Source organism: Actinomycetota bacterium (assembly GCA_030776725.1).
GTDB lineage: Bacteria > Actinomycetota > Nitriliruptoria > Nitriliruptorales > JAHWKO01 > JAHWKW01.
Map to the genome: position 1 here is coordinate 1 of JALYHG010000203.1, position 21,293 is coordinate 21,293.

Annotated in this window: 21 protein-coding genes; 16 read left to right on the top strand and 5 right to left on the bottom strand. The window is 70.5% G+C overall.

The features are described 5' to 3' along the window. The 5 genes from M3N57_09865 to era form a co-directional block, all read left to right on the top strand. On the top strand, positions 1-970 hold a 970-nt coding region (locus M3N57_09865; protein MDP9022976.1), incomplete at its 5' end, for a PhoH family protein. A 3-nt stretch (positions 971-973) separates the two neighbouring features. Beyond that, positions 974-1,420 (top strand): rRNA maturation RNase YbeY, encoded by a 447-nt coding sequence (gene ybeY, locus M3N57_09870; GenBank protein ID MDP9022977.1) that lies wholly within the window; start codon positions 974-976, stop codon positions 1,418-1,420. Next, the gene (locus tag M3N57_09875) at positions 1,417-2,688 is read left to right on the top strand and encodes a hemolysin family protein (GenBank protein MDP9022978.1); all 1,272 of its coding nucleotides are present in this window, start codon (positions 1,417-1,419) and stop codon (positions 2,686-2,688) included. The genes ybeY and M3N57_09875 overlap by 4 nt, the downstream gene beginning before the upstream one ends. 44 nt (positions 2,689-2,732) lie before the next feature. Continuing rightward, on the top strand, positions 2,733-3,152 hold the full coding sequence (gene cdd, locus M3N57_09880) for a cytidine deaminase (protein MDP9022979.1): 420 nt from the start codon (positions 2,733-2,735) through the stop codon (positions 3,150-3,152). After that, positions 3,149-4,102 (top strand): GTPase Era, encoded by a 954-nt coding sequence (era, locus tag M3N57_09885; protein ID MDP9022980.1) that lies wholly within the window; start codon positions 3,149-3,151, stop codon positions 4,100-4,102. The genes cdd and era overlap by 4 nt, the downstream gene beginning before the upstream one ends. Here era and M3N57_09890 read toward each other — a convergent pair. Both M3N57_09890 and M3N57_09895 read right to left on the bottom strand, forming a co-directional pair. Further along, positions 4,099-6,441, bottom strand: a complete 2,343-nt coding sequence (locus M3N57_09890) for an amino acid permease (GenBank protein ID MDP9022981.1) — start codon at positions 6,439-6,441, stop codon at positions 4,099-4,101. The two genes, era and M3N57_09890, sit on opposite strands and share 4 nt — an antisense overlap. After that, a complete protein-coding gene (locus tag M3N57_09895) occupies positions 6,438-6,575 on the bottom strand; it encodes a hypothetical protein (GenBank protein MDP9022982.1) in 138 nt (45 codons plus the stop codon). Before M3N57_09895 ends, M3N57_09890 begins: the two co-directional genes overlap by 4 nt. A gap of 100 nt (positions 6,576-6,675) precedes the next feature. On the opposite strand from M3N57_09895, the gene proS reads away from it, so the two are divergent. From proS to uppS, 7 genes are all read left to right on the top strand, one after another. Beyond that, positions 6,676-8,127: a proline--tRNA ligase gene (proS, locus tag M3N57_09900; GenBank protein ID MDP9022983.1), complete on the top strand. Its 1,452-nt coding sequence runs from the start codon at positions 6,676-6,678 to the stop codon at positions 8,125-8,127. Positions 8,128-8,138: 11 nt separating this feature from the next. After that, positions 8,139-8,747: a histidine phosphatase family protein gene (locus tag M3N57_09905; protein MDP9022984.1), complete on the top strand. Its 609-nt coding sequence runs from the start codon at positions 8,139-8,141 to the stop codon at positions 8,745-8,747. A 3-nt stretch (positions 8,748-8,750) separates the two neighbouring features. Continuing rightward, positions 8,751-9,254 carry a DUF3090 family protein gene (locus M3N57_09910; GenBank protein MDP9022985.1) on the top strand — a complete coding sequence of 168 codons (504 nt, stop codon included), beginning with the start codon at positions 8,751-8,753 and terminating at the stop codon, positions 9,252-9,254. 38 nt (positions 9,255-9,292) lie between these two features. Continuing rightward, entirely contained in the window at positions 9,293-10,024 is a 732-nt protein-coding gene (locus tag M3N57_09915) for an SCO1664 family protein (protein ID MDP9022986.1), read from the top strand. 19 nt (positions 10,025-10,043) lie between these two features. Then, positions 10,044-10,730, top strand: coding sequence for a hypothetical protein (locus M3N57_09920; GenBank protein ID MDP9022987.1), 687 nt, complete (start codon positions 10,044-10,046; stop codon positions 10,728-10,730). A 2-nt stretch (positions 10,731-10,732) separates the two neighbouring features. Then, positions 10,733-11,461: a DNA repair protein RecO gene (gene recO / locus M3N57_09925; GenBank protein ID MDP9022988.1), complete on the top strand. Its 729-nt coding sequence runs from the start codon at positions 10,733-10,735 to the stop codon at positions 11,459-11,461. Positions 11,462-11,527: 66 nt separating this feature from the next. Beyond that, positions 11,528-12,277, top strand: coding sequence for a polyprenyl diphosphate synthase (uppS, locus tag M3N57_09930; GenBank protein MDP9022989.1), 750 nt, complete (start codon positions 11,528-11,530; stop codon positions 12,275-12,277). A gap of 34 nt (positions 12,278-12,311) precedes the next feature. Here uppS and M3N57_09935 read toward each other — a convergent pair whose 3' ends face one another. Next, positions 12,312-12,788: a response regulator transcription factor gene (locus M3N57_09935; GenBank protein ID MDP9022990.1), complete on the bottom strand. Its 477-nt coding sequence runs from the start codon at positions 12,786-12,788 to the stop codon at positions 12,312-12,314. A gap of 103 nt (positions 12,789-12,891) precedes the next feature. Between M3N57_09935 and M3N57_09940 the strand changes: the two genes are divergently transcribed. After that, the gene (locus M3N57_09940) at positions 12,892-14,262 is read left to right on the top strand and encodes a glycine--tRNA ligase (protein ID MDP9022991.1); all 1,371 of its coding nucleotides are present in this window, start codon (positions 12,892-12,894) and stop codon (positions 14,260-14,262) included. Positions 14,263-14,279: 17 nt separating this feature from the next. Here the strand turns inward: M3N57_09940 and M3N57_09945 are convergent, their stop codons facing one another. Beyond that, positions 14,280-14,603, bottom strand: coding sequence for a hypothetical protein (locus M3N57_09945; protein MDP9022992.1), 324 nt, complete (start codon positions 14,601-14,603; stop codon positions 14,280-14,282). A 99-nt stretch (positions 14,604-14,702) separates the two neighbouring features. Between M3N57_09945 and M3N57_09950 the strand changes: the two genes are divergently transcribed. Continuing rightward, entirely contained in the window at positions 14,703-15,086 is a 384-nt protein-coding gene (locus M3N57_09950; GenBank protein ID MDP9022993.1) for a hypothetical protein, read from the top strand. A 103-nt stretch (positions 15,087-15,189) separates the two neighbouring features. Next, the gene (locus M3N57_09955) at positions 15,190-17,967 is read left to right on the top strand and encodes an aconitate hydratase (protein MDP9022994.1); all 2,778 of its coding nucleotides are present in this window, start codon (positions 15,190-15,192) and stop codon (positions 17,965-17,967) included. Between the two features lie 11 nt (positions 17,968-17,978). Here M3N57_09955 and M3N57_09960 read toward each other — a convergent pair whose 3' ends face one another. Further along, positions 17,979-19,748, bottom strand: coding sequence for a PDZ domain-containing protein (locus M3N57_09960; GenBank protein ID MDP9022995.1), 1,770 nt, complete (start codon positions 19,746-19,748; stop codon positions 17,979-17,981). A gap of 95 nt (positions 19,749-19,843) precedes the next feature. On the opposite strand from M3N57_09960, the gene dnaG reads away from it, so the two are divergent. Then, positions 19,844-21,293: DNA primase (gene dnaG / locus M3N57_09965; GenBank protein ID MDP9022996.1), on the top strand; the 1,450-nt coding region annotated here is incomplete at its 3' end.

Sequence of the window (21,293 nt, forward strand, 5' to 3'; positions counted from 1 at the left end):
CCTCGTCCCCGGCGACCGCTCGATGGTCGCGCTGCTGGGGACCCGAGACGAGCTGCTCCGGTTGGTCGAGGAAGCCTTCGACGCCAGCGTTCACGTCCGCGGCAACGAGATCTCGGTCACCGGCCACGCCGACGAGGTCGACCGGGTGGTGCGCCTCTTCGAGGAGCTGCTGACGCTCCTCGGCCGCGGCCAGGGCTTGGATCGAAGCGTCGTCGGCCAGACGATCCGCATGGTCCGCGCGAACGCTCCCGAGGCGCCGTCGCAGGTCTTGAGCCACGCGGCGCTCACCCATCGCGGACGCACGATCCGTCCCAAGACGCTCGGCCAGAAGCGCTACCTGGACGCCATCGCAGCGAACACCGTGACGTTCGGGATCGGACCGGCCGGAACCGGCAAGACCTACCTCGCGATGGCCGCCGCCGTGCAGGCCCTGCGCGCGCGGGAGGTCAACAGGCTGATCATCACCCGTCCCGCAGTGGAAGCCGGTGAGAGCCTGGGGTACCTCCCCGGAACCCTCCAGGAGAAGATCGACCCGTACCTGCGGCCGTTGTGGGACGCGCTGCACGACATGATGGACGCCGAGGATCTGGTCGCCCACGTCGACCGCGGCACCATCGAGGTGGCGCCGCTCGCCTACATGCGGGGCCGCACGCTCAACGACTCCTTCATCGTCCTCGACGAGGCGCAGAACACCACCGCGGAGCAGATGAAGATGTTCCTCACCCGGATCGGGTTCGGCTCCAAGGCGGTGGTGACCGGAGACATCACGCAGGTCGATCTGCCGACGGGGCGGCACTCGGGGCTCCGCGTCGTCCGAGACATCCTCGCCGACATCGACGGGGTGGCTTTCGCGTACCTCGCCGCCGGCGACGTGGTCCGCCACCAGATCGTCCAGCGGATCGTCGAAGCCTACGAACGGCACGCTGACGAGGAGGATCGCCGCACCGCGCAGGCCCCGGGGCGTCTGTGACCGATGGCCGTCTTCGTCGCCGACGAACAAGACCATCCCGTCGACAGCGACGACCTCGCTGCGTTGGCCCGTCACGTCCTGGACGCACGTCGCGTCCCACCGGACATGGAGCTGTCGGTCATCCTGGTCGACGACGACACGATCGCAGCTCTCAACGCCCACCACATGGGCGAGGAAGGCCCCACCGACGTCCTCGCCTTCCCGATCGACGAGCCGGGGGAGTCCCCGCCTGGCGTGCCTGCCATCCTCGGTGATGTCGTGATCGCACCCGGGATCGCCGAGCGTCAGGCTGCGCAGCTCGGGCGCCCCGTCACCGACGAGCTGCGGCTGTTGACCGTCCACGGGATCCTGCACCTGCTGGGCATGGACCATGCCGACCCGGCTGACGAGCGCGAGATGTCGGCGCTGACGCAGGAGCTGTTGGACAGCTACCGCCAGGTGGGACGTTGAGCGTCGCCGTCGGTGTCATCGTCGTTGTCGCGCTGGTGGCCTTCGCGAGCTTCCTCGGCGCGTCCGAGACCATCTTGACCCGGATCGGGGTGGTGCGCGCCCTGCGGCTCGACGACGAGGACGCGCCGGGATCGAAGCAGCTGCTGTGGCTGGTCGAGCACCCGGCACGCGGGTTGAACGTCCTGCTGCTGCTGACCATCGTGACGCGGGTCGTCGCCGCGGCGGTCCTCACGGCGGTCGCGTTGCCGGCCGGGTCGCTCGTCACGGTGGTGGCGGTGGCGTTGCTGGCGATCGTGAGCTTCGTCCTGGCGGAGGTTGCGCCCCGCACGTACACGCTGCGCAACCTCGACAAGGTCGGTCTCCGCGTCGCCCCGGCCATCGCGTGGCTGGCGCGCGTTCTGCAGCCGGTGGTGCGGTGGCTGATCGCCGCCGGTGGGGCGGTGGCGCCACATGCCGGGGCCGGACCGTTCGCATCCGACGAGGAGCTGCGCCGTTTGATGCGCTCCACCGACGAGGAGGAGGAGACGGACGGCCAGATCGAGGAGGACGAGCGGCAGATGATCCACTCGATCTTCGAGCTGGGCGCCACGGTGTGCCGGGAGATCATGGTGCCGCGCCCCGACATGGTGGTCGTCGACGTCGACGCGCCCCTGGCGGTGGTGGTGCAGACCATCGTCCACAGCGGCTTCTCGCGCATCCCGGTGTGGGCGGGTGAGCGGGACCACATCGTGGGCGTGGTGTACGCCAAGGACATCCTGGGACTTCTCGGCGACGGCGACGACGTGGACGGCTGGCAACAGCTGATACGAGCGGCCACGTTCGTGCCTGAGTCCAAACGCGCCGACGACCTGCTCCGTGAGCTGCAGAACCAGAAGGTGCACCTGGCGATGGTCGTCGATGAGTACGGGGCGACGGTCGGGCTGGTGACGATCGAGGACATCCTCGAGGAGATCGTCGGCGAGATCGTCGACGAGCACGATCACGAGGAGCCACCGGTCCTGCACCTCGACGAGCGCCGGTTGCGGGTCAGTGCTCGCATCACGGTGCATGACCTCAACGAGCTCCTCGACGCCGAGCTGCCCGAGGACGAGGGCTGGGACACGGTGGGGGGGCTCATGATCGGCCTCCTGGGGCGTGTCCCCGAACCGGGCGAGGCCGTGCAGGTCGACGGCTTCACGTTCGTCGCCGAGCGTGTGCAGGGGCGGCGGGTCAGCAAGGTCCTGGTCACCCGCCCCGAGGAGGAGCCCAGCCGGGCTGAGGCGTTATGAGAGGCGCCGCCCGACCCGGTCACGCGGTTGACGAGGCCGATCTGTTGCGGCGCGCACGCGCTGCGCGGGAGCGTGCATACGTCCCGTACTCGGGTTTCCGGGTCGGGGCGGTGGTCCTCACCGAGGACGGGCGTCTCGCTGAGGGTGCAAGCGTCGACAACGCCGCGTCCCCGCTGGCCCAGTGCGCGGAGCGGGTCGCGATCCAGGCGTTGGTGGGGACGGGCGTGCGCTCGCCGATCGTGGCGGTGGCGGTGGTCGGCGACGGCAACGACGCGTGCGTGCCGTGCGGGGCGTGCCGGCAGGTGATCTTCGAGTTCGGCCCGGACGCGGTGGTGTACGCCAGCGGCGACGCCGGGCGGCCGTTGGTGGCATCGATCCGAGAGCTGCTGCCGCACGCGTTCGGTCCGGTGCGCTTGGCGCAGGGCCGCAACACCGGGGCGGGGACGCTGCCGGAGAGGCCGTGAGCGACTTCGATCTCGACCTCATCCTCGCCTCCGACGACGAGGAGGTCGCCGAGGATCACCGGTCGGGGATCGTGTGCCTGGCGGGCCGGCCCAACGTCGGCAAGTCCACCTTGCTCAACGCCATGGTCGGGTCGAAGGTGGCGATCGTCACCCCGGTGCCGGGCACCACCCGGAACGCGATCCGCGGTGTGATGTCGCGCCCCGACCTGCAGCTGGTCTTCATCGACACGCCCGGGATGGCCAAGCCCCACACGCTGCTGGGCCGCCGCATGAACGACCTCGTCAAGCGGACCTGGTCGGGAGTGGACGTCGTGTGCTTGCTGGTGGACGCCGAGGCGGGCATCGGGCGGGGGGATGCGTTCATCGCCGAGCAGTTGGCCGAGGTCGGTTCTCCGGTCGTGATCGTGGTCAACAAGGAGGACAGAGTCTCGCGCGACGGCCTCCTTCCGATCCTCGCACAGGCCGATGATCTGGGGGACTGGGCGGAGATCGTTCCGACCTCCGCCGTGACCGGCTTCAACGTCGAGCATCTCGTCGACGTCCTCGGCGCGTACGTTCCCGAGGGGCCGCCGCTGTTCCCACGGAACATGGTCACCGATCAGCCGGAGCGGCAGCTGATCGCCGAGATCATCCGCGAGAAGTTCATCACCCGGGTGTTCGAGGAGGTGCCGCACTCGATCGCGGTGGTGGTGGAGGACGTGGAGGAGGAGGCGCCGCGGCAGCACGGCGGACCTGGCTTGATGCGGATCTTCGCGTCCGTCTACGTCGAGCGAGACAGCCAGAAGGGGATCGTGATCGGTCGCGGGGGGACCGTGCTGAAGAAGGCCAACACGCAGGCGCGCGAGGAGCTGGAGACCCTGCTGGGGGCGCGTGTCTTCCTCGACGTTCGTGTGAAGGTCGCCAAGGAGTGGCAGCGTGATCCGCGCCGCCTCGAGCGCTTCGGGTACTAGGAGGGCTCAGGGTTCTCGGGCGTACCGGGGCGGTCGGGGCGGCGCCGTGTCAGCAGGCCGACCACCTGGCGCAGCATCGAGATCGAGCGCGCTTCGACCTTGTGCACCATCACAACGGTGCGCTGCGACCGGTTCGCCATCGTGTCGGCGAACTCCCCCAGCAGGGTGCGGCGCAGCACCCAGTCGCGCGACGAGCCCAGCACCAACAGCGAATGGTGGACGGTCTCGGCGGCCAGCGCGTCCACGACGGAGTCCGCCTCGATGCAGTCGGTGAACACCTTCTCGCTGGCCAGGCCGTCGTCGGTCACGTCCTCGCGGAGCGACTCCAACCACGTCGTGACGCGATCGCGTTGGGTGGCCTGCGGGGCGACCACCGTGGTGAGTCGCAGGTCGGCGTCGAAGCCCATCGCCAGGTGGGCGCCGTACTCCAGCGTGTCGGACTGGCGGATACCCGGGCTGACGGCGATCAGGACCGAGTCCACCCGGCCGGGCATGCCGTGGTCCTTGACGACCGCCACGTCGACGTTCGCGCTGCGCAGCACCCCTTGGGCCACCGATCCCCGCACGCTTCCCTCATGCACGGTCCCGCGCCAGCCCAGGACGATCAGTTCGGCTTCCTCGCGGGCGGCGATGTCGTTGATGACGTGTGAGATGCGACGACCGATGCCGACCATCGTGCTGATCGTGACGTCACCGACGTGCTCCCGGACGGCCTGTACCGCTTCGACCACGGGCTGGGCTTCGGCCGTGTAGCGCCGTCCCTCGGACATCGGCAGCTGCGGTGGGATCCGGACGACGTTGAGCACGACGACCTCCGCATCGCGCTGGCGGGCGATCGCCGCCGCTATCGACACCACCGTCTCGACGTGGTCGGGTTTGGCGACGCAGGCCAGGATCTTCCGCCCGCCGCGCAGCCCTGCCTTCTCCTCGAAGGTCACCGCCGGGCGTTCGTCGGCTTGGACGCGGGTGCGCGCGTACGCGACGAACACACCGAACCCGACCGCGATCCACACGGCGGCGAAGAACCAGGCGATCGGACTGAAGCGGTACAGGTACACGGCCAGGAACGCGTTGCTGACGATCCCGATGATCGGCACCCACGGGTAGAACGGCATCAGGTAGCCGTACTCCAGCCGGTCCCCGAACTCTCCGCGGATCCGGATCACGGCGTAGTTCACCTGGAGGAACAGCAGGAGGAACATCACGTCGGCCGCGGCCGCGACGTCCTCGATCGGGATCGCGAGCACCATGAAGATGATCAGGACGCCCGTGGCTGCCAGTGCGATGTACGGCGTTCGGAAGCGGTCGTGGATGCGGGCGAAGGCGTCGGGCAGGACCCGGTCCCTGCCCATCGCGAACGAGACACGGGTGGAGGAGTAGGTGGTGGCGTTGAGAGCAGAGACCGTCGACAGCAGGCCACCCGCCAGGATCACGTACGTGCCCAGCGGCATGAAACGTTCCGCTGCCAGCGCCAGGCCGAGCTCTCCCGCATCGCCGAGGAACTGCCAGGTCGGCACGCCGCCCACGGGTCGCACGGCCCCGATCGCGGTGACGGCCACCAGCACGTAGATCGGGATGACGATCAGCAGCGACTTGAACACGGCACGGGGGATGCTGCGGCGTGGGTCGCGGACCTCCTCCCCGGCCTGAACGATGATCTCGTAGCCCTCGAAGGCGATGAAGGTGATCCCCATCGCCAGGAACACGTTGCCGTAGCCTTCCGGGAAGAACGGCTCGAAGCGGTCGGCGCTCTGCGCCGGGTTGGTCACCATCGCCCACAGGCCGAACCCGATGAACAGCCCGATGACCACCAGCTTGGCGACGGTCACGACGTTGCCGGCCAGACCGGTCTCGGATGCCCCCCGGAAGTTGATCCCGAGGAAGACGAGGACGATCAGCACCCCGATCCACTTCTCGGCGCCGATGAACAGCAGGGGGGGCAGCTCCACGCCGGCCCGCTCGATCAGCAGGTTCGCGAAGCTGCCGAAGCCCAGTGCGTACAGGCTCCCCGCGACCGAGTGCGAGAACCACGACATCCAGCCGGCGAGGAAGCTCTGTGACCGGCCGAGGGCATCCTTGACCCACAGGTAGCCGCCACCGGCCTCGGGGATCGCCGACCCCAGCTCGGCGTACACCATCGCGGTGAAGATCGTGACGAGCCCGTTGAGCGCGAAGACGAGCATCAGCGACGGTCCGGTCGTCCCCGCCGCGATGCCCGTCAGCACGAAGATGCCGGCGCCGATCATCGCGCCGACCCCGATCATGGTGATGTCGAACTCGGAGAGCGAGCGGGACAGCTCGGTCTCCGGCGGAGTGAGGGTGGGCCGGTCCTTGGTCATCCGGTCCGGGATCGCCTGCCGTCGACGTCACGGATGACGTGATCGACCCGCCGGACCTGCCGGTAGGTCCAGCCCAGGAAGGCCAGCATGGCGACGCCGGTCAGGACGAACCCGATGACCACGGACGCGGACACGGCAGACCTCACGCTCGGAGCCGCGCGCCACCTTAGGAGGCTGCCGACCGCGACCGGCGTTGTCCGAACGGGCGTCCGGGCGGCCGGTAGGGTGCCCGCCATGTCGAACGACAAGCAGCGCAACCTCGGCGTGACCCCCCTCAGGGAGGACGTCTCCGCCTGGTACAACGAGGTGGTCCTGAAGGCCGAGCTGGCCGACCGCGGACCGGCCAAGGGATCCATGGTCATCCGCCCCTACGGGTACCGGATGTGGGAGCTGCTGCAGTCGCAGCTCGACCAGATGTTCAAGGAAACCGGGCACGAGAACGCGTACTTCCCGCTGTTCATCCCGATGAGCTTCCTGCAGCGCGAGGCCGACCACGTCGAGGGCTTCTCGCCCGAGCTGGCCGTCGTCACCTACGGGGGTGGGAAGGAGCTCGACGAGCCTCTGGTGGTCCGCCCGACGTCGGAGACCGTCATCGGCGAGATGTACAGCAAGTGGATCTCCTCCTACCGCGACCTGCCGCTCCTGATCAACCAGTGGGCCAACGTGGTGCGGTGGGAGCTGCGCCCGCGGATGTTCCTGCGAACCACGGAGTTCCTGTGGCAGGAGGGCCACACGGCACACGCCACCGCACACGAGGCGATCGACGAGACGCTGCGGATGCTCGAGGTGTACGCGTCGTTCGCCCGGGACGCGGCGGCGATCCCGATGATCAAGGGCCAGAAGACCCCCGGCGAGCGCTTCCCCGGCGCGGTGGACACCTACTCCATCGAGGGGATGATGCGTGACGGGAAGGCACTGCAGTCGGGGACCTCCCACTACCTGGGCACGAACTTCGCGGAGGCGTTCGACATCACCTTCCAGGATGAGCGCAACGAGCTCCGCCTGTGCCACACGACCTCCTGGGGGATGAGCACACGGATGCTGGGCGCGACGATCCTGGCCCACGGAGACGACCAGGGCCTGGTGCTGCCGCCTGGCCTTGCCCCCTACCAGGTCGTGATCGCCACGATCGGCCGTGGTCCGGACCACTCGCGCGTCGCCGAGGTCGCCCACCGGCTCGCCCGCGACACCGCGGCAGCCGGCGTCCGCGTCCACGTCGACGACCGCGAGGACGTGTCGCCGGGCTTCAAGTTCAACGACTGGGAGCTCAAAGGCGTGCCGCTGCGGGTCGAGCTCGGCCCACGTGACCTCGATCAGGACAGCGCCGTCCTGGCGCAGCGTGTCGCCCGGGAGGACAAGGAGACGGTGCCTCTGGCGGCGCTGGCCGGGGACCTGCCGCGCCGTCTCAACGACTACCACCGCGAGCTGCTCGGGCGCGCCACCGCTTTCCGCGACGGTCTCAGCGCCGAGGTCGACCGTTGGGAGGATCTCGTGGCGCAGGTCCAACGCGGTTTCGCCTACGCCCTGCACTGCGGGCGCCCGGACTGCGAGGACGACATCAAGGCCGACACGACCGCCACGCCACGGTGCGTGCCGATGGGGCGCGAACGCGAGGAGGGGCCCTGCATCCGCTGCGGCGAACCGTCGTCGTACGGCACCCGTGTGGTCTTCGCACGCGCGTACTGACCGGGACGCCGATGGCGACGGTCGTCCTCGTCCGCCACGCGGTGACGGCGGCGACCGGCTCGCGTCTGGGCGGCCGTACCCCGGCGCCGTTGACCGAGGAAGGCCGGGCCCAGGCCGAGGCCGTCGCCGAGCGGCTGGCCCACACCAGGCTCGCGGCGGTGTACGCCTCACCGATCCGCCGGACCTTGGAGACCGCCGCCACGATCGCCGCACGCCAGCGCCGCGACGTCCGCCAGCTCGATGGCGTGCAGGAGTTCGACTACGGCTCGTGGACGGACCGGAGCCTGAAGCAACTGCGCCGGACCCGCCTGTTCGAGAGCATCCAGCAGACCCCCGGTCGGGTCACGTTCCCGGGTGGCGAGTCGTTCGTGGCTGCGCAGAGCCGGGCCGTGCTGGCCATCGAGCAGGTGGTGAACGCCCACCCCGGTAAGGCGACCATCGCCGTGGTCAGCCACGCGGACGTGATCAAGATCGTGATCGCCCACTACGCGGGTATACAGCTCGACCTCTTCCAGCGGCTGGTGATCTCCCCGGGCTCGGTGTCGCAGCTGGCGCTCCCGCGCCGGGGGATCCCGCGGCTGCTCGGCCTCAACGACGTCAGCCACCTCGACCGGCGGTGACCCGTGGACATCGAGTTCAGCGCCCCCGACCATCTCACCGCCGACTTCATCGGTGAGCCGGGCCAGCGCACCTTCTTCCTCCAGGCCGCCGAGGCGGGCCAGGTCGTGTCCGTCCTCGTCGAGAAGGAGCAGATCTCGGCCATCGCGGAGGTGCTGGGACGCCTCCTGGCGGAGGTCGGCGCGTCGCTGCCCCGGGTCTGGGACATCGCCGCGATGCGGCTGCAGGAACCGATCGCACCGCGTTGGCGAGCCGGCTCGATCGCCGTCGGCCTCGATCCGCAGCTAGGACGGTTCGTGATCGAGGTCACCGAGTTCGTCGCCGAGGAGGAGGAACGCGACCCCGAACAGGTGCGGGTGTGGGCCTCGCAGGAGCAAGCCGAGGTCCTGGCCGCTCACGCTGCGTGGTCGGTGGCCCAGGGGCGGCCCACCTGCCGACTGTGCGGGCTCCCGATCGACACCGACGGCCACCTGTGTCCACGCACCGACGGCGACGCGCGACAGCGGTGAGCGCGTCCGGGGCGAGTCCCGACCGCACGCTCACGCGGTTGGAGCACGCCCGCCTCGATCCGGTCGGGCAGCTGGCGACCGCGTCGAACCTGACGCTGCTGTGCCGGCTGTCGCCGCTGACGGAGGCGGGCGACGACCGCGACGGCAGCGACCAGCTCCTCGCCGTCTACAAGCCGGAACGCGGCGAGGCGCCGCTGTGGGACTTCCCGTCCGGGACGCTGCACCGGCGTGAGGTCGCCGCCTACGTCCTCGACCGGGAGCTGGGATGGGAACTGGTCCCTCCCACGGTGCGACGTCACGACGGCCCCTACGGGCGTGGCAGCGTGCAGCTGTTCGTCGAACACGATCCGCAGCAGCACTACTTCACTCTGGTCGAGGCAGGTGACCCCTGCGTGGTGGCGCAGCTGCAGCGCATGGTCGTCTTCGACCTGATCGCCAACAACGCCGACCGCAAGGCCAGCCACGTCCTGCTCGATGGCGCTGGACGGATCCGTCTCGTCGACCACGGCGTGTGCTTCCACGAGGACGCCAAGCTACGCACGGTGGCGTGGGAGTTCGCCGGCGAACCGATCCCCGACCCGCTGCGGTCGGGAGCGGCCGAGCTGGCGGGACGGCTCACGGACCGCGATGATCCGGTCAACCGCGGACTGGCTCCTCTGCTGACCGCCGGTGAGGTGACCGCCACGGCGCGTCGCGCGCGCGACGTGGCCAACCGTGAGCGCTTCCCACCACCAACCGGTCGGCGCCCCTACCCCTGGCCGCCGCTGTGACCCACGTACCCTGTCGGCGATGAGCACCACGCCGCGTACCCGCATCGACGTGGCGGCCCGCATCGATGCTGCCGTGCTGGCACCCGGGGCCACCGACGCCGACGTCCGCCACATCTGCGCCGCAGCGTTGGTTCACGGAGTGCGCGGGGTGATGGTCCGACTCGACCACGTCGCCGTGGTGACCGCGGAGGTCGCCGGCAGTGGGCTGGACGTGGTCGCCGCCGTCGGCCTGGATGCCTCGGCGGACGCCGAGACCGTCGACGCGGCGCTCCTGGACGAGGTCGCTGCTGCTGGCGGCGCGGGCGCGTACGAAGTCGACGTTCCCGTGCCGACGGCTGTCTTCGACGCCGACGACGACATCGCGCGACGTGCGATCGCCCGCGCGGTGACCACGGCGCACGACACCGACCTGGCGATCGCCTGCACGCTCGACACCGCCGAGCTGCGCGGCCCGCAGCTGCGACGCGCGGTCGCGATCTGCGTCGCGGCCGGTGCCGATCGGATCGCGACGGCGTCCGGGCCGGCGACCGGCCGGCCTAGCGTCGCTGACGTTCGGGCGGTCGCGACCGCCGCCGGTGACCGGGCCCAGGTCGGTGCCACCGGCGTGGTCAGCGACTGGGATGAGCTGGTGGCGTTCCTCGACGCCGGGGCGGACGTGGTGGCGACGCCGACGTTCGTGACCGTCCTCGACGACGCCCCGCGGTAGCCGTGGCCGTCTACCGCGATCAGGGGATCGTCCTGCGGACCTACAAGCTGGGCGAGACCGACCGCATCCTGCACATCCTGACCCAGGCCCGCGGCCTGGTCCGCGCCGTCGCCAAGGGCGTGCGCCGGCCCGGGTCGCGCTTCGGGGGACGACTCGAGCCGTACTCGCACGTCGACCTGCAGTTGCACGAGGGCCGTGCACTCGACGTGGTCAGCCAGGCGGAGTTGATCGAGCCGTTCGCGAGCGTCCGCGAGGACTTCACGCTCTCAGCGTGCGCATCGACGATGGTGGAGGCCGCCGATCGGGTGGTGCAGCAGGGAGAGCGCAACCTCCCGGTGTTCCTGTTGCTACGCGCCGGCCTCCAGGCACTGCAGGCCGGCCCGCCGTACCCGGCGATCTTCGTGGACGCCTACCTGCTGCGGCTCGCTGCCGCTTCCGGCTTCCAGGTCCTCACGGAACGCTGTGCGCAGTGCCGGGCGCCCGGGTCGCACCCGTTCCTGAGCGTCACCGCGGGGGGGTCGCTGTGCCGGGGCTGCGCCCCGACGGGGAGCAAGGCGGTCGGCACCGACACGGTCGCGCTGGTGGCCCAGCTCGCCAGCAACGACTGGATCGGCCTGCCACGAGCGGCCGAACACGAAGGGCCGCGCCGCACCGCTGCGGCGTTCACCCGCGCCTTCGTCGAGCACCACCTGGAACGCCCGCTGCGTTCCTACCCGCTGGTACCGCGCTGACGGCACACCCGGCAACGCCGGCGGTGCAACCCTAGGCTCGGCTCGTCCCGCGACCGGAGGGCGCCCGTGGATCCCGGCGTCGAGATCGACCCCGACCACGTTCCCAGACACGTCGCCATCATCATGGACGGCAACGGCCGGTGGGCCAACGCACGTGGCCTGCCGCGGACCGACGGGCACGCTGCCGGCGAGGCCGCCCTGTTCGACACGGTCGAGGGCGCCCTCGAGCTCGGCCTCGAGTACCTCACCGTCTACGCCTTCTCGACCGAGAACTGGCGGCGGCCCCCGCAGGAGGTGCGGTTCCTGCTCAACTTCAACGAGTCGCTCCTGCTGCGCCGTAAACAGGAGCTGAACGAACGAGAGGTACGGGTACGGTTCATCGGCCGACGCGGTCGCCCGGTCCCGCGCCGACTGGTGCGGCTGATCGAGGAGACCGAGGAGCTCACCGCCGGCAACCGGCGTATGACGCTGTGCGTGGCGTTCAACTACGGCGGGCACGCCGAGCTGGTGGACGCGGCCCGGCGGCTGTGTTCCGACGTTCAGGCCGGCCGGATCAACCGGATCAACCGGCGGACGTTCGCTGCCCGGCTGTACGACCCGGACATGCCGCCCGTCGACCTGCTGATCCGAACCTCCGGCGAGCAGCGCACGTCCAACTACCTGCCGTGGCAGGCCGCGTACGCCGAGCTGGTCTTCGTCGAGACGCTGTGGCCCGATTTCGACCGGGTCGAGCTCGCGCGCGCGGTCGCCGAGTACCAGCGCCGTGAACGTCGTTTCGGGGTGGCCGTCGACGAAACCGCGCCGGTGCCCGGGTGAGCACCCGTCGCCTGGATCTGCGGATCAGGCGCGCCTACTCGAACTCCGGTGGGGACAGCGGGGCGAGGACCGTCAGGATGTCCTCGATCGCGGTGCCCTTCTCGAGGTAGCAGAACGCGCCGAGCCGGGTGGCACGGTCCGCGAGGCTCCGCGCGTCGAACGACGTCAACACCACCGACTTCGTGTCCGGGACGCGGTCACGGACCTCTCCGATCGCCTCGAGACCGTCCATCACCGGCATGGCCAGATCCATGACCACGACGTCGGGGTGGTGCTCCTCGGCCAGCTCGACCGCCTCGCGGCCGTTGGCGGCTTCTCCCACCACGACGAAGCGGCCGTCGGACTCCAGCCGGTGGCGCATCAGTTCGCGGAAGTCCGCCGCGTCGTCGGCGAGAACGACCCGCACACGGCGGACGCGGGGCCAGTCGGTCGGTCCGTTGCCGCCGTCCATGGGTTCCCCTGCTTGGCCGTCGCGGGCGCCGAACCCGGCGTCCGTCACTGGCAGGACCATGGTGGCTCCCAGCCGCTACCCTCGCCAACGACCACGGCCGCCGACCGGCGGTGGCCGCCGCTGCGAACAGCAGGACCTGGACGTGAGCGCTGACGCCGTACCTGTGGACGTCGCTGGCCAGGAAGCGCCGGCTTCAGGTCCGTCGCTCGCCACGATCGTGGAGCTGTGCAAGCGGCGGGGCATCATCTTCCCCTCATCGGAGATCTACGGCGGGCTGCGCTCGACGTGGGACTACGGCCCGCTCGGTGTCGAGCTGAAGAACAACGTCAAACGCCAGTGGTGGCGCGCCACCGTGCAGCTCCGCGACGACGTCGTCGGCCAGGACGCCGCCATCCTGATGCATCCGAGGGTGTGGGAGGCGTCCGGGCACGTCGCCGGCTTCACCGACCCGTTGGTCGAGTGCACCGATTGCCATCGCCGCTTCCGCGAGGACCACGTCGAACCTGACGCTGGCACGGGGGAGCGGCGCTGCCCGGAGTGCGGCGGCGCGCTCGGCCAACCCCGTCAGTTCAACCTGATGTTCAAGACGTTCGCAGGCCCGGTCGAGGACGACTCCGCGGTGGTGTGGCTCCGACCCGAGACCGCTCAGGGCATATTCGTCGATTTCCCGACGGTCCAGCTCACCAACCGGATGAAGGTCCCGTTCGGCGTGGCGCAGATCGGGAAGTCCTTCCGCAACGAGATCACGCCCGGGAACTTCACCTTCCGCACCCGCGAGTTCGAGCAGATGGAGATGGAGTTCTTCTGCCATCCTCGCGAGGCGGACCAGTGGTTCCAGCACTGGCAGGACGAGCGCTGGAGGTGGTACGTCGAGTTGGGCCTGCGGGAACGCAACCTGCGCATCCGTCCCCACGGGCCGGAGGAGCTCAGCCACTACTCGAGCGCAACCGTCGACATCGAGTACCACTTCTCCGACCCGGCCATGGGCTGGTCGGAGCTCGAAGGCATCGCCAACCGCACCGACTACGACCTCAAGGCGCACGAACGTGCCAGCGGGAAGGACATGCGCTACTACGACCAGGAGGGGGACGAGCGGTACCACCCGTACGTCATCGAGCCCGCGGCGGGCGCCGACCGCGCCGTGCTGGCGTTCTTGTTCGACGCGTACCGGGAAGAGCAGGTCCCTGACGCCAAGGGGAAGCTGCAGACCCGTACCGTCCTGCGCCTCGATCGGCGCCTGGCTCCCTACAAGGCCGCGGTCCTCCCGCTGTCGAAGAACGAGCGCCTGGTCCCCGTGGCGCGCCGGGTGTTCGACATCGTCAAGCACCACTGGATGTGCGAGTACGACGAGACACAGTCGATCGGGCGCCGCTACCGCCGCCAGGACGAGATCGGCACGCCGTACTGCGTCACGGTCGACTTCGACAGTCTCGACGACGACGCCGTCACCGTCCGCGATCGCGATGCGATGACCCAGGACCGCCTCCCGATCGAGCGCCTCGTGGACTACCTCAGCGAGCGCCTGCCGGCCTGACGCGCCGGACCCGAGGGCTAGTACGGCGGGAGGTGGCCCCAGGGATCGCGGCGCGGCACCGGCTCGCCGTCCCCACCGCGGGACACGAACGTGGCGACGTCCTGCTCGATGCGCCCGATACGGGCCAGCAACGCCGCCATCCCCCGAGCCAGGAACGCGGCGATCATCAGGATGGCACCGGTCGCGAACGTCACCACCCAGGCGACCACGGCGAACGCGGTCTCGCCGCCACGGTAGAGCAAGCCACCCGCGACGACCCCGGCGATCCCGGCTGCGTACGCGAGCGTCTGCGCCACGGCGGCGGCGCCGCGCAGGTCCTTGGGAGACGGAACCCCTTCCATGCCCGTATCATCGCAGGTTCGGCCACGTCCGCAATGCTCGGGCGCTCGTAGCCTCCCACGCTACGATGAGCCCGCACCGGGGTCGACGGAGGTCCCGCCGTGAGCAACCCGCGGTACGGTCACGAGCCACCCAGCTGGGATGAAGCGCTGACGCGCTTGGAGGACTTCCTCCTCGCGTACCCCCCGGACCGTGCACTGCCCGACCTCGCGACGATCCGGCAGCGAGCCCGCCTGCCCAACCGGTTCCTCCGTGACGACGAACGCGCCCAGAAGATCCTGCGCGAGGCGATCGCGTCGCGGCCGCTCTCCTCGCTCGAGCAAGTCACGCGGGTGCGGACCGAGGTGGAGCTGCTGACGTTCGAGACGGAGGTCTTGAGTCAGCAGCTGCAACACGACACACGGGACCGCGACGAGCGCCGCCGCACTGCCGAGCGACTCGACGACGTGCGGCGCCGGTTGCGCGAGATCCGTCGCGACCTGTAGCGCGCGACGGCTCCGCGGGCGCTGACGGAACCGATCCTCCTTCGCTCAGCCTGAGCACGATCGCGCGGTTGGTAGGGTCCTTGGCCACACAGGAGGACCTGGCTTGGCCGACCCGAAGAACTCGTTCGGTGCCCGCCGCAGCCTCGATGTGGACGGCCGGTCCTTCGACGTGTGGCAGCTCGACGCGGTGTCCGACGTCGGGGACGTTGCTGGCCTGCCCTACTCGCTGAAGATCCTCCTCGAGAACCTGCTGCGCCACGAGGACGGCGTCAGCGTCACCGCCGAGGACGTCACCGCCCTGGCCCGCTGGGACGCTGCGGGCCAGCCGCCGCGCGAGCTCTCGTTCCTGCCGGCCCGGGTGCTGATGCAGGACTTCACCGGGGTACCGGCGATCGTCGACCTCGCTGCGATGCGCGACGCGATCGTGGAGCTGGCCCGGCCGGCGTCGCTCGTCAACCCGCGGGTGCCCGTCGATCTGGTGATCGACCACTCGGTGGTCGCCGACGTGGCCGGCACCCCGGACGCGTTCGCACGCAACGTCGAGCTCGAGTACGCGCGGAACGGCGAACGCTACGCGTTCCTGCGCTGGGGGCAGCGGGCGTTCGACCGCTTCCGGGTGGTGCCGCCGGGCACCGGGATCGTGCACCAAGTGAACCTCGAGTTCCTGGCGTCGGTGATCGTCGCCGATGACGATGCCGGCCAGGCGTACCCTGACACGCTGGTCGGGACGGATTCGCACACCCCGATGGTCAACGGCCTCGGGGTCCTCGGCTGGGGCGTGGGCGGCATCGAAGCCGAGGCTGCCATGCTCGGCCAGCCCGTGTCGATGCTGATCCCCCAGGTGATCGGCATCCGCCTGACCGGCTCTCTGCCCGACGGCACGACCGCCACCGACCTCGTCCTCACCGTCACCGAGCTGCTCCGTCGCCACGGCGTGGTGGGACGCTTCGTCGAGTTCTTCGGCCCCGGCATCGCCAGCGTCGCCCTCGCCGACCGCGCGACCATCGGGAACATGGCGCCCGAGTACGGCTCGACGTGCGCGATCTTCCCCATCGACGACGAGACGCTGCGCTACCTCCGCTTCACGGGACGCTCACCCGCGCAGGTGGGCCTGGTCGAGGCTTACGCCAAAGCGCAGGGGCTGTTCCACGACCCGCAGGCCACGCCGCGGTACACGGAAGTGCTCGAGCTGGACCTGTCCACGGTGGTCGCCAGCCTGGCCGGACCCACCCGCCCACAGGACCGTGTCCCGCTGGATGAGGCCAAGACGCGGTTCCGGCGAGCACTGGCAGAGATCGCGTCTGCGGGCGCACGGCCGTCACCCGATCAGGCGTCGGCCGCGTCGTTCCCCGCCAGCGACCCGCCCGCCCCCATGGCGGCGGTGACCGGGGCTTACGAGGACGACCAGCCCGCGGCCGGACCAGACCGACCGCGACGTGTCGTACCGGTCACCTTGGCCGGCCGGCGGCAGGTCACGCTCGACCACGGTCACGTCGTGCTCGCGGCCATCACCAGCTGCACGAACACCTCCAACCCGCGGGTGATGCTGGCCGCCGGCTTACTGGCACGGAACGCCGTGGAGCGGGGGCTGGAGACCAAGCCGTGGGTCAAGACCTCGCTCGCCCCGGGTTCTCCGGTCGTGATCGATTACTACGAGCGGGCAGGTCTCATCCCGTACCTCGAGAAGCTCGGTTTCCACCTGGTGGGGTTCGGGTGCACCACCTGCATCGGGAACTCCGGTCCGCTGGCGCGCGAGATCTCCGACGCGATCCACGACGCGGATCTCGCCACGGCGGCGGTGTTGAGCGGCAACCGCAACTTCGCCGGACGCATCCATCCCGACGTTCGGATGAACTACCTCGCGTCTCCTCCGCTGGTCGTCGCGTACGCCCTGGCCGGCACCATGGACGTCGACCTACGCACCGAGCCGCTCGGTCACGACCCCGATGGACGACCGGTGTTGTTGCGTGACGTCTGGCCGACCAGCGACGACATCACCGCCGCGCTCGAGACGGCGCTGCACGCGGAGATGTTCGCCGAGCGCTACCGCGACGTGTTCAGCGGCGACGAGCGGTGGCGCGCGTTGCCCGTCCCCGCCGGGGAACGGTACCGCTGGGATCCCGAGTCGACGTACGTGCGGTGCCCCCCGTTCTTCGACGACCTCGGCCCCGAGCCGGCACCGCTGACCGACGTGACCGGCGCTCGTGCGTTGGCGGTCCTGGGTGACAGCGTCACGACCGACCACATCTCCCCAGCCGGGTTCATCCCACCAACCAGCCCCGCGGGGCGCTACCTGCAGGATCGCGGCGTGGCGCCGCGAGACTTCAACTCCTACGGGGCGCGGCGCGGCAACCACGACGTGATGCTCCGCGGAACGTTCGCCAACATCCGTCTGCGCAACCGCCTGGTCCCCGGTGTGGAGGGCGCCGTCACCCGACATCTGCCCAGCGGCGAGGTCGTGAGCATCTACGAGGCGGCGATGCGCTACCAGCAACAGGGGACGCCGCTGGTGGTCCTGGCCGGCGCCGAGTACGGCTCCGGGTCGTCGCGGGACTGGGCCGCGAAGGGCACCGCCCTGCTGGGCGTCCGCTCCGTGATCGCCGAGAGCTACGAGCGGATCCATCGTTCGAACCTGATCGGGATGGGGATCGCACCGCTGCAGTTCCGCCCCGGCGAGTCGGTCGACACGCTCGGCTTGACAGGCCACGAGACCTTCGACGTCGTTGGCTTCGCCGGCGGCGAGGTGCCGTCCGAGGTGACGGTGCGGGCCGACGGGCGGGCGTTCCGTGTCCGCGTCCGCATCGACACGCCGTTGGAGGCCGAGTACTTCCGCCACGGCGGGATCCTGCGGTACGTGCTGCGGCGCCTCGCGTCACCCTGAGGCGACGTGGCCTACTGCGGGGACGGCGCGCGGCGCTGGCCGACGTCGGTGAGCGGCTGTCCGAGCCAGCGCTGGAAGGCGTTGCGCTGCGTCCGTGACCCCTCCTCGACCGGCCGCAGGACGCGGGGCGGGAGAGGCTCCCCGAGCGTCACGGTGGCGGTGACGAGCCGCGGCCCGCGGAAGACCACGACCTCGACCTCGTCGCCCGGCCGGTAGCCCAGCAGCGCCGGTGTCAGCTCACCGCGCCCCACGCGCGTCCGGTCGATCGCCACGAGGCGATCGCCGCCGGTCAGCCCCGCCCGCCAGGCGGGACGCTCGCGGAGGACCGAACGCAAGACGATGCCGTCGTCGTCCTCGCGGATCTCGACGCCGAGGTCGGGCGCGACCGGGCCGTCATCGTCGTTCGTGACCAGACGCAGCCCCACCACCTCGGTCAGGTCCTCGACCGGGGGGAGTTCCCGCCCGGCGACGTGCCGGGAGAAGAACCCAGCCACGTCACTGCCGGCCACCTCCGACACGGCGGCGACGACGTCGCCCTCCTGGTAGCCCTTCGCGGAGCGACCGAAGCGGTGCCACAGCAGCGCCACCACGTCGTCGAGACCGTCGCCGTCGGGCCGTAACCGTCGCAGGAGGAGGTCGAGGCACCAGGCGACCACCGCCCCGTGGTCGTAGTAGCTCACGCCGGCGTTCGGGGCGTTCTCGTCGGGCAAGTAGTGCTTGATCCACGCTTCGTAGCTGGCCTGTCGCAGGGACTGCCATGCCGTGCCGGGGCGGTGCAGCACCCGCTCGACGAGCTCACCGAGGCGGTCGAGGTACCGACGGGTGTCCCACAGGCCGGCCCGGAGCACCACCAGCTCGTCGTAGTAGGCGGTCCAGCCCTCCGCGACCCACAACGACTCGGTGAAGACCGGACGTTCGTAGTCCAGCGCGGTGAGCGCCGCCGGTGTCAGCCGCTTGACGTTCCACAAGTGCAGGTACTCGTGCGCGAGGAGCGCCTGGAAACGCCGGTAGGCGTCCGGATCGGTTAGGGCGTGGACGGGAACTTGCACCACCGCGCCGTCGCGGTGCTCGAGCCCGCCGGTGCCGCGATCCCAGGCGGTGCACAGGAACGTGTACGAGTCGGTGGGCAGGTCGCCGTCGAACAACCGGACCGCTGCCTCGCCGATGGCGGCGGCGTCCGCCGCGATCCTGTCGAGGTCTGGCCGGCCGCCGTGGCCCGCCCAGACCAGCCGGTGGCCGACGTGCGCGACCTCGTAGCGTCTTTCCTCGTGCGTCCCGGCCTCGAACGCACTGTCGACCAGATGGTCGTAATCGGTGGCGACGAACGCTCCGGCGACTTGCGGCAGCAGACCCCATGCCCGCCACCCGCTGGGCAGGTGCACCGTGACGCGGTGCTCGCGGTCACGTGCACCGTCGACGAACGGGAACGTGGCAGCGGGGATCAGCAGGGCGTGGTGGTCGTCGACGTGGTTGGTGCGCACCGTGAGGTCGTTGGCGTACAGCTCGAGCTCGATCTCGACCGTCCCGTCCGCGTCGTCGGGCAGGAGCCACGCGCTGTGCCCGTCGGCCGTCAGCACCAGGTCGCCGGCGGCGGACCGGGCGCTGATCCGCTGCACGTGTCGGGCGTAGTGGCGTACCACGTAGCTCCCCGGCGTCCACACCGGCAGGACCACCCGCGCGCCGCGGGAGAGGTCGGCGGGGATGGTCTGACGGACCGTGACCAGGTGGTGGACGCGGCGGCTCAGGTCCACGGCGTAGCGGACGGGTGCGCGGTCGGGCACGGGCGCTCCAGACAGGCGGCGGCGGAGGCTACCGGGGGGCGACACGTCGCGGCTGCTCGCTAGCATCCGCGCCCACGCGGGGACAGGAGGGTCAGGTGGCGGGGCGGATCCTCCAGGACGACGTCGAGGCGCTCAAACAGCGCGCCGACCTGGCAGAGATCGTCTCCGACCACACGGCACTCAAGCGTGCGGGCTCGCGGCTGAAGGGACTGTGTCCCTTCCATCAGGAACGCACCGCGTCGTTCTCGGTCGATCCCCGCCTGGGCGTCTACCACTGCTTCGGCTGCCAGGAGGGCGGCGACGTCTACAGCTTCGTTCAGCGCGTCGAGGGGCTGACCTTCACGGAGGCGGTCGAGCAGCTGGCTCGCCGCGTCGGTTACGAGCTGCGGTACGAGGAGCTGTCGGCTGGGCAGCGGCGGGCGTTGGGTGAGCGCAGTCGACTGGTCGCGGTCAACTCGGCCGCGCTGGAGCACTTCCGCCGGTGTCTGGCCTCATCGAGCGGGGTAGCCGCCCGGGCGTACCTGCAGTGGCGTGGTTTCGGGCGCGAGGACGCCGACCGGTTCGCGCTCGGCTTCGCGCCTCTGGAGTGGGATGCGCTCACCCGCCACCTGTTGGCCGAAGGGTTCCCGGCCCGCGACGTCGAGACGGCCGGTCTGGCCGCGCGCAACCCCCGCGGCGGGCTGCGCGACCGGTTCCGCGGCCGGCTGATCTTCCCGGTCCTGGATCCCGCCGGCGACGTGATCGGCTTCGGCGGGCGCACCCTGCCCGACCTCGACTACGGAGAGCACGAGCCGCCCAAGTACCTCAACACCCCCGAGACCCCGATCTACCGCAAGCACCGGGTCCTGTACGGCCTGTCGTGGGCTCGGCCGGAGGTGGTGCGCACGGGGCAGGTGCTGGTCGCGGAGGGCTACACCGACGTGATGGCACTGCACCAGGCCGGGCTGACCAACGCCGTGGCGACGTGCGGCACCGCGATCGGTGAGGATCACGTCCGCCTCCTGGGCCGGTACGCCGACCGGGTCGTCCTGGCGTTCGACTCCGATACGGCCGGTGAGCAGGCCGCCCGACGGGCGTTCACGCTCACCCGCGACCACGACATCGAGATGCGCATCCTGGTGATGCCGGCCAACAACGACCCGGCCGACGTGGTCCGTGAGCGGGGCGCTGACGCGATGGCGGCACTGGTCGCCGACGCTGAGCCGGTGATCCGTTTCATGCTGCGCGGGGCGATCGCGGGGCGACCGGAGACCCCGGAGGGGAAAGCTGGGGCGGTCGAGGCCGCCGCACCGTTGCTCGCGGCGATCGACGACCCGGTCCTGCGCGCGGAGTACCTGCGGCTGGTCGCCGACGAGGTCGGTATCGGCCGGTCGATCGTGGCGAGCGCGGTCGCGCGGGTCGCGGCGCCTGAGCCGGTGACGGGTCCCGATCCGGTGCCCACCGACAGCCGTCGCCGATCGGCCCGAGCACAGTTGGAACGCGAAGCGCTCCGCGTGGCACTGCAGCGGCCCGATCTTCTCCCGCAACGTTGGGTCGAGGTCACCG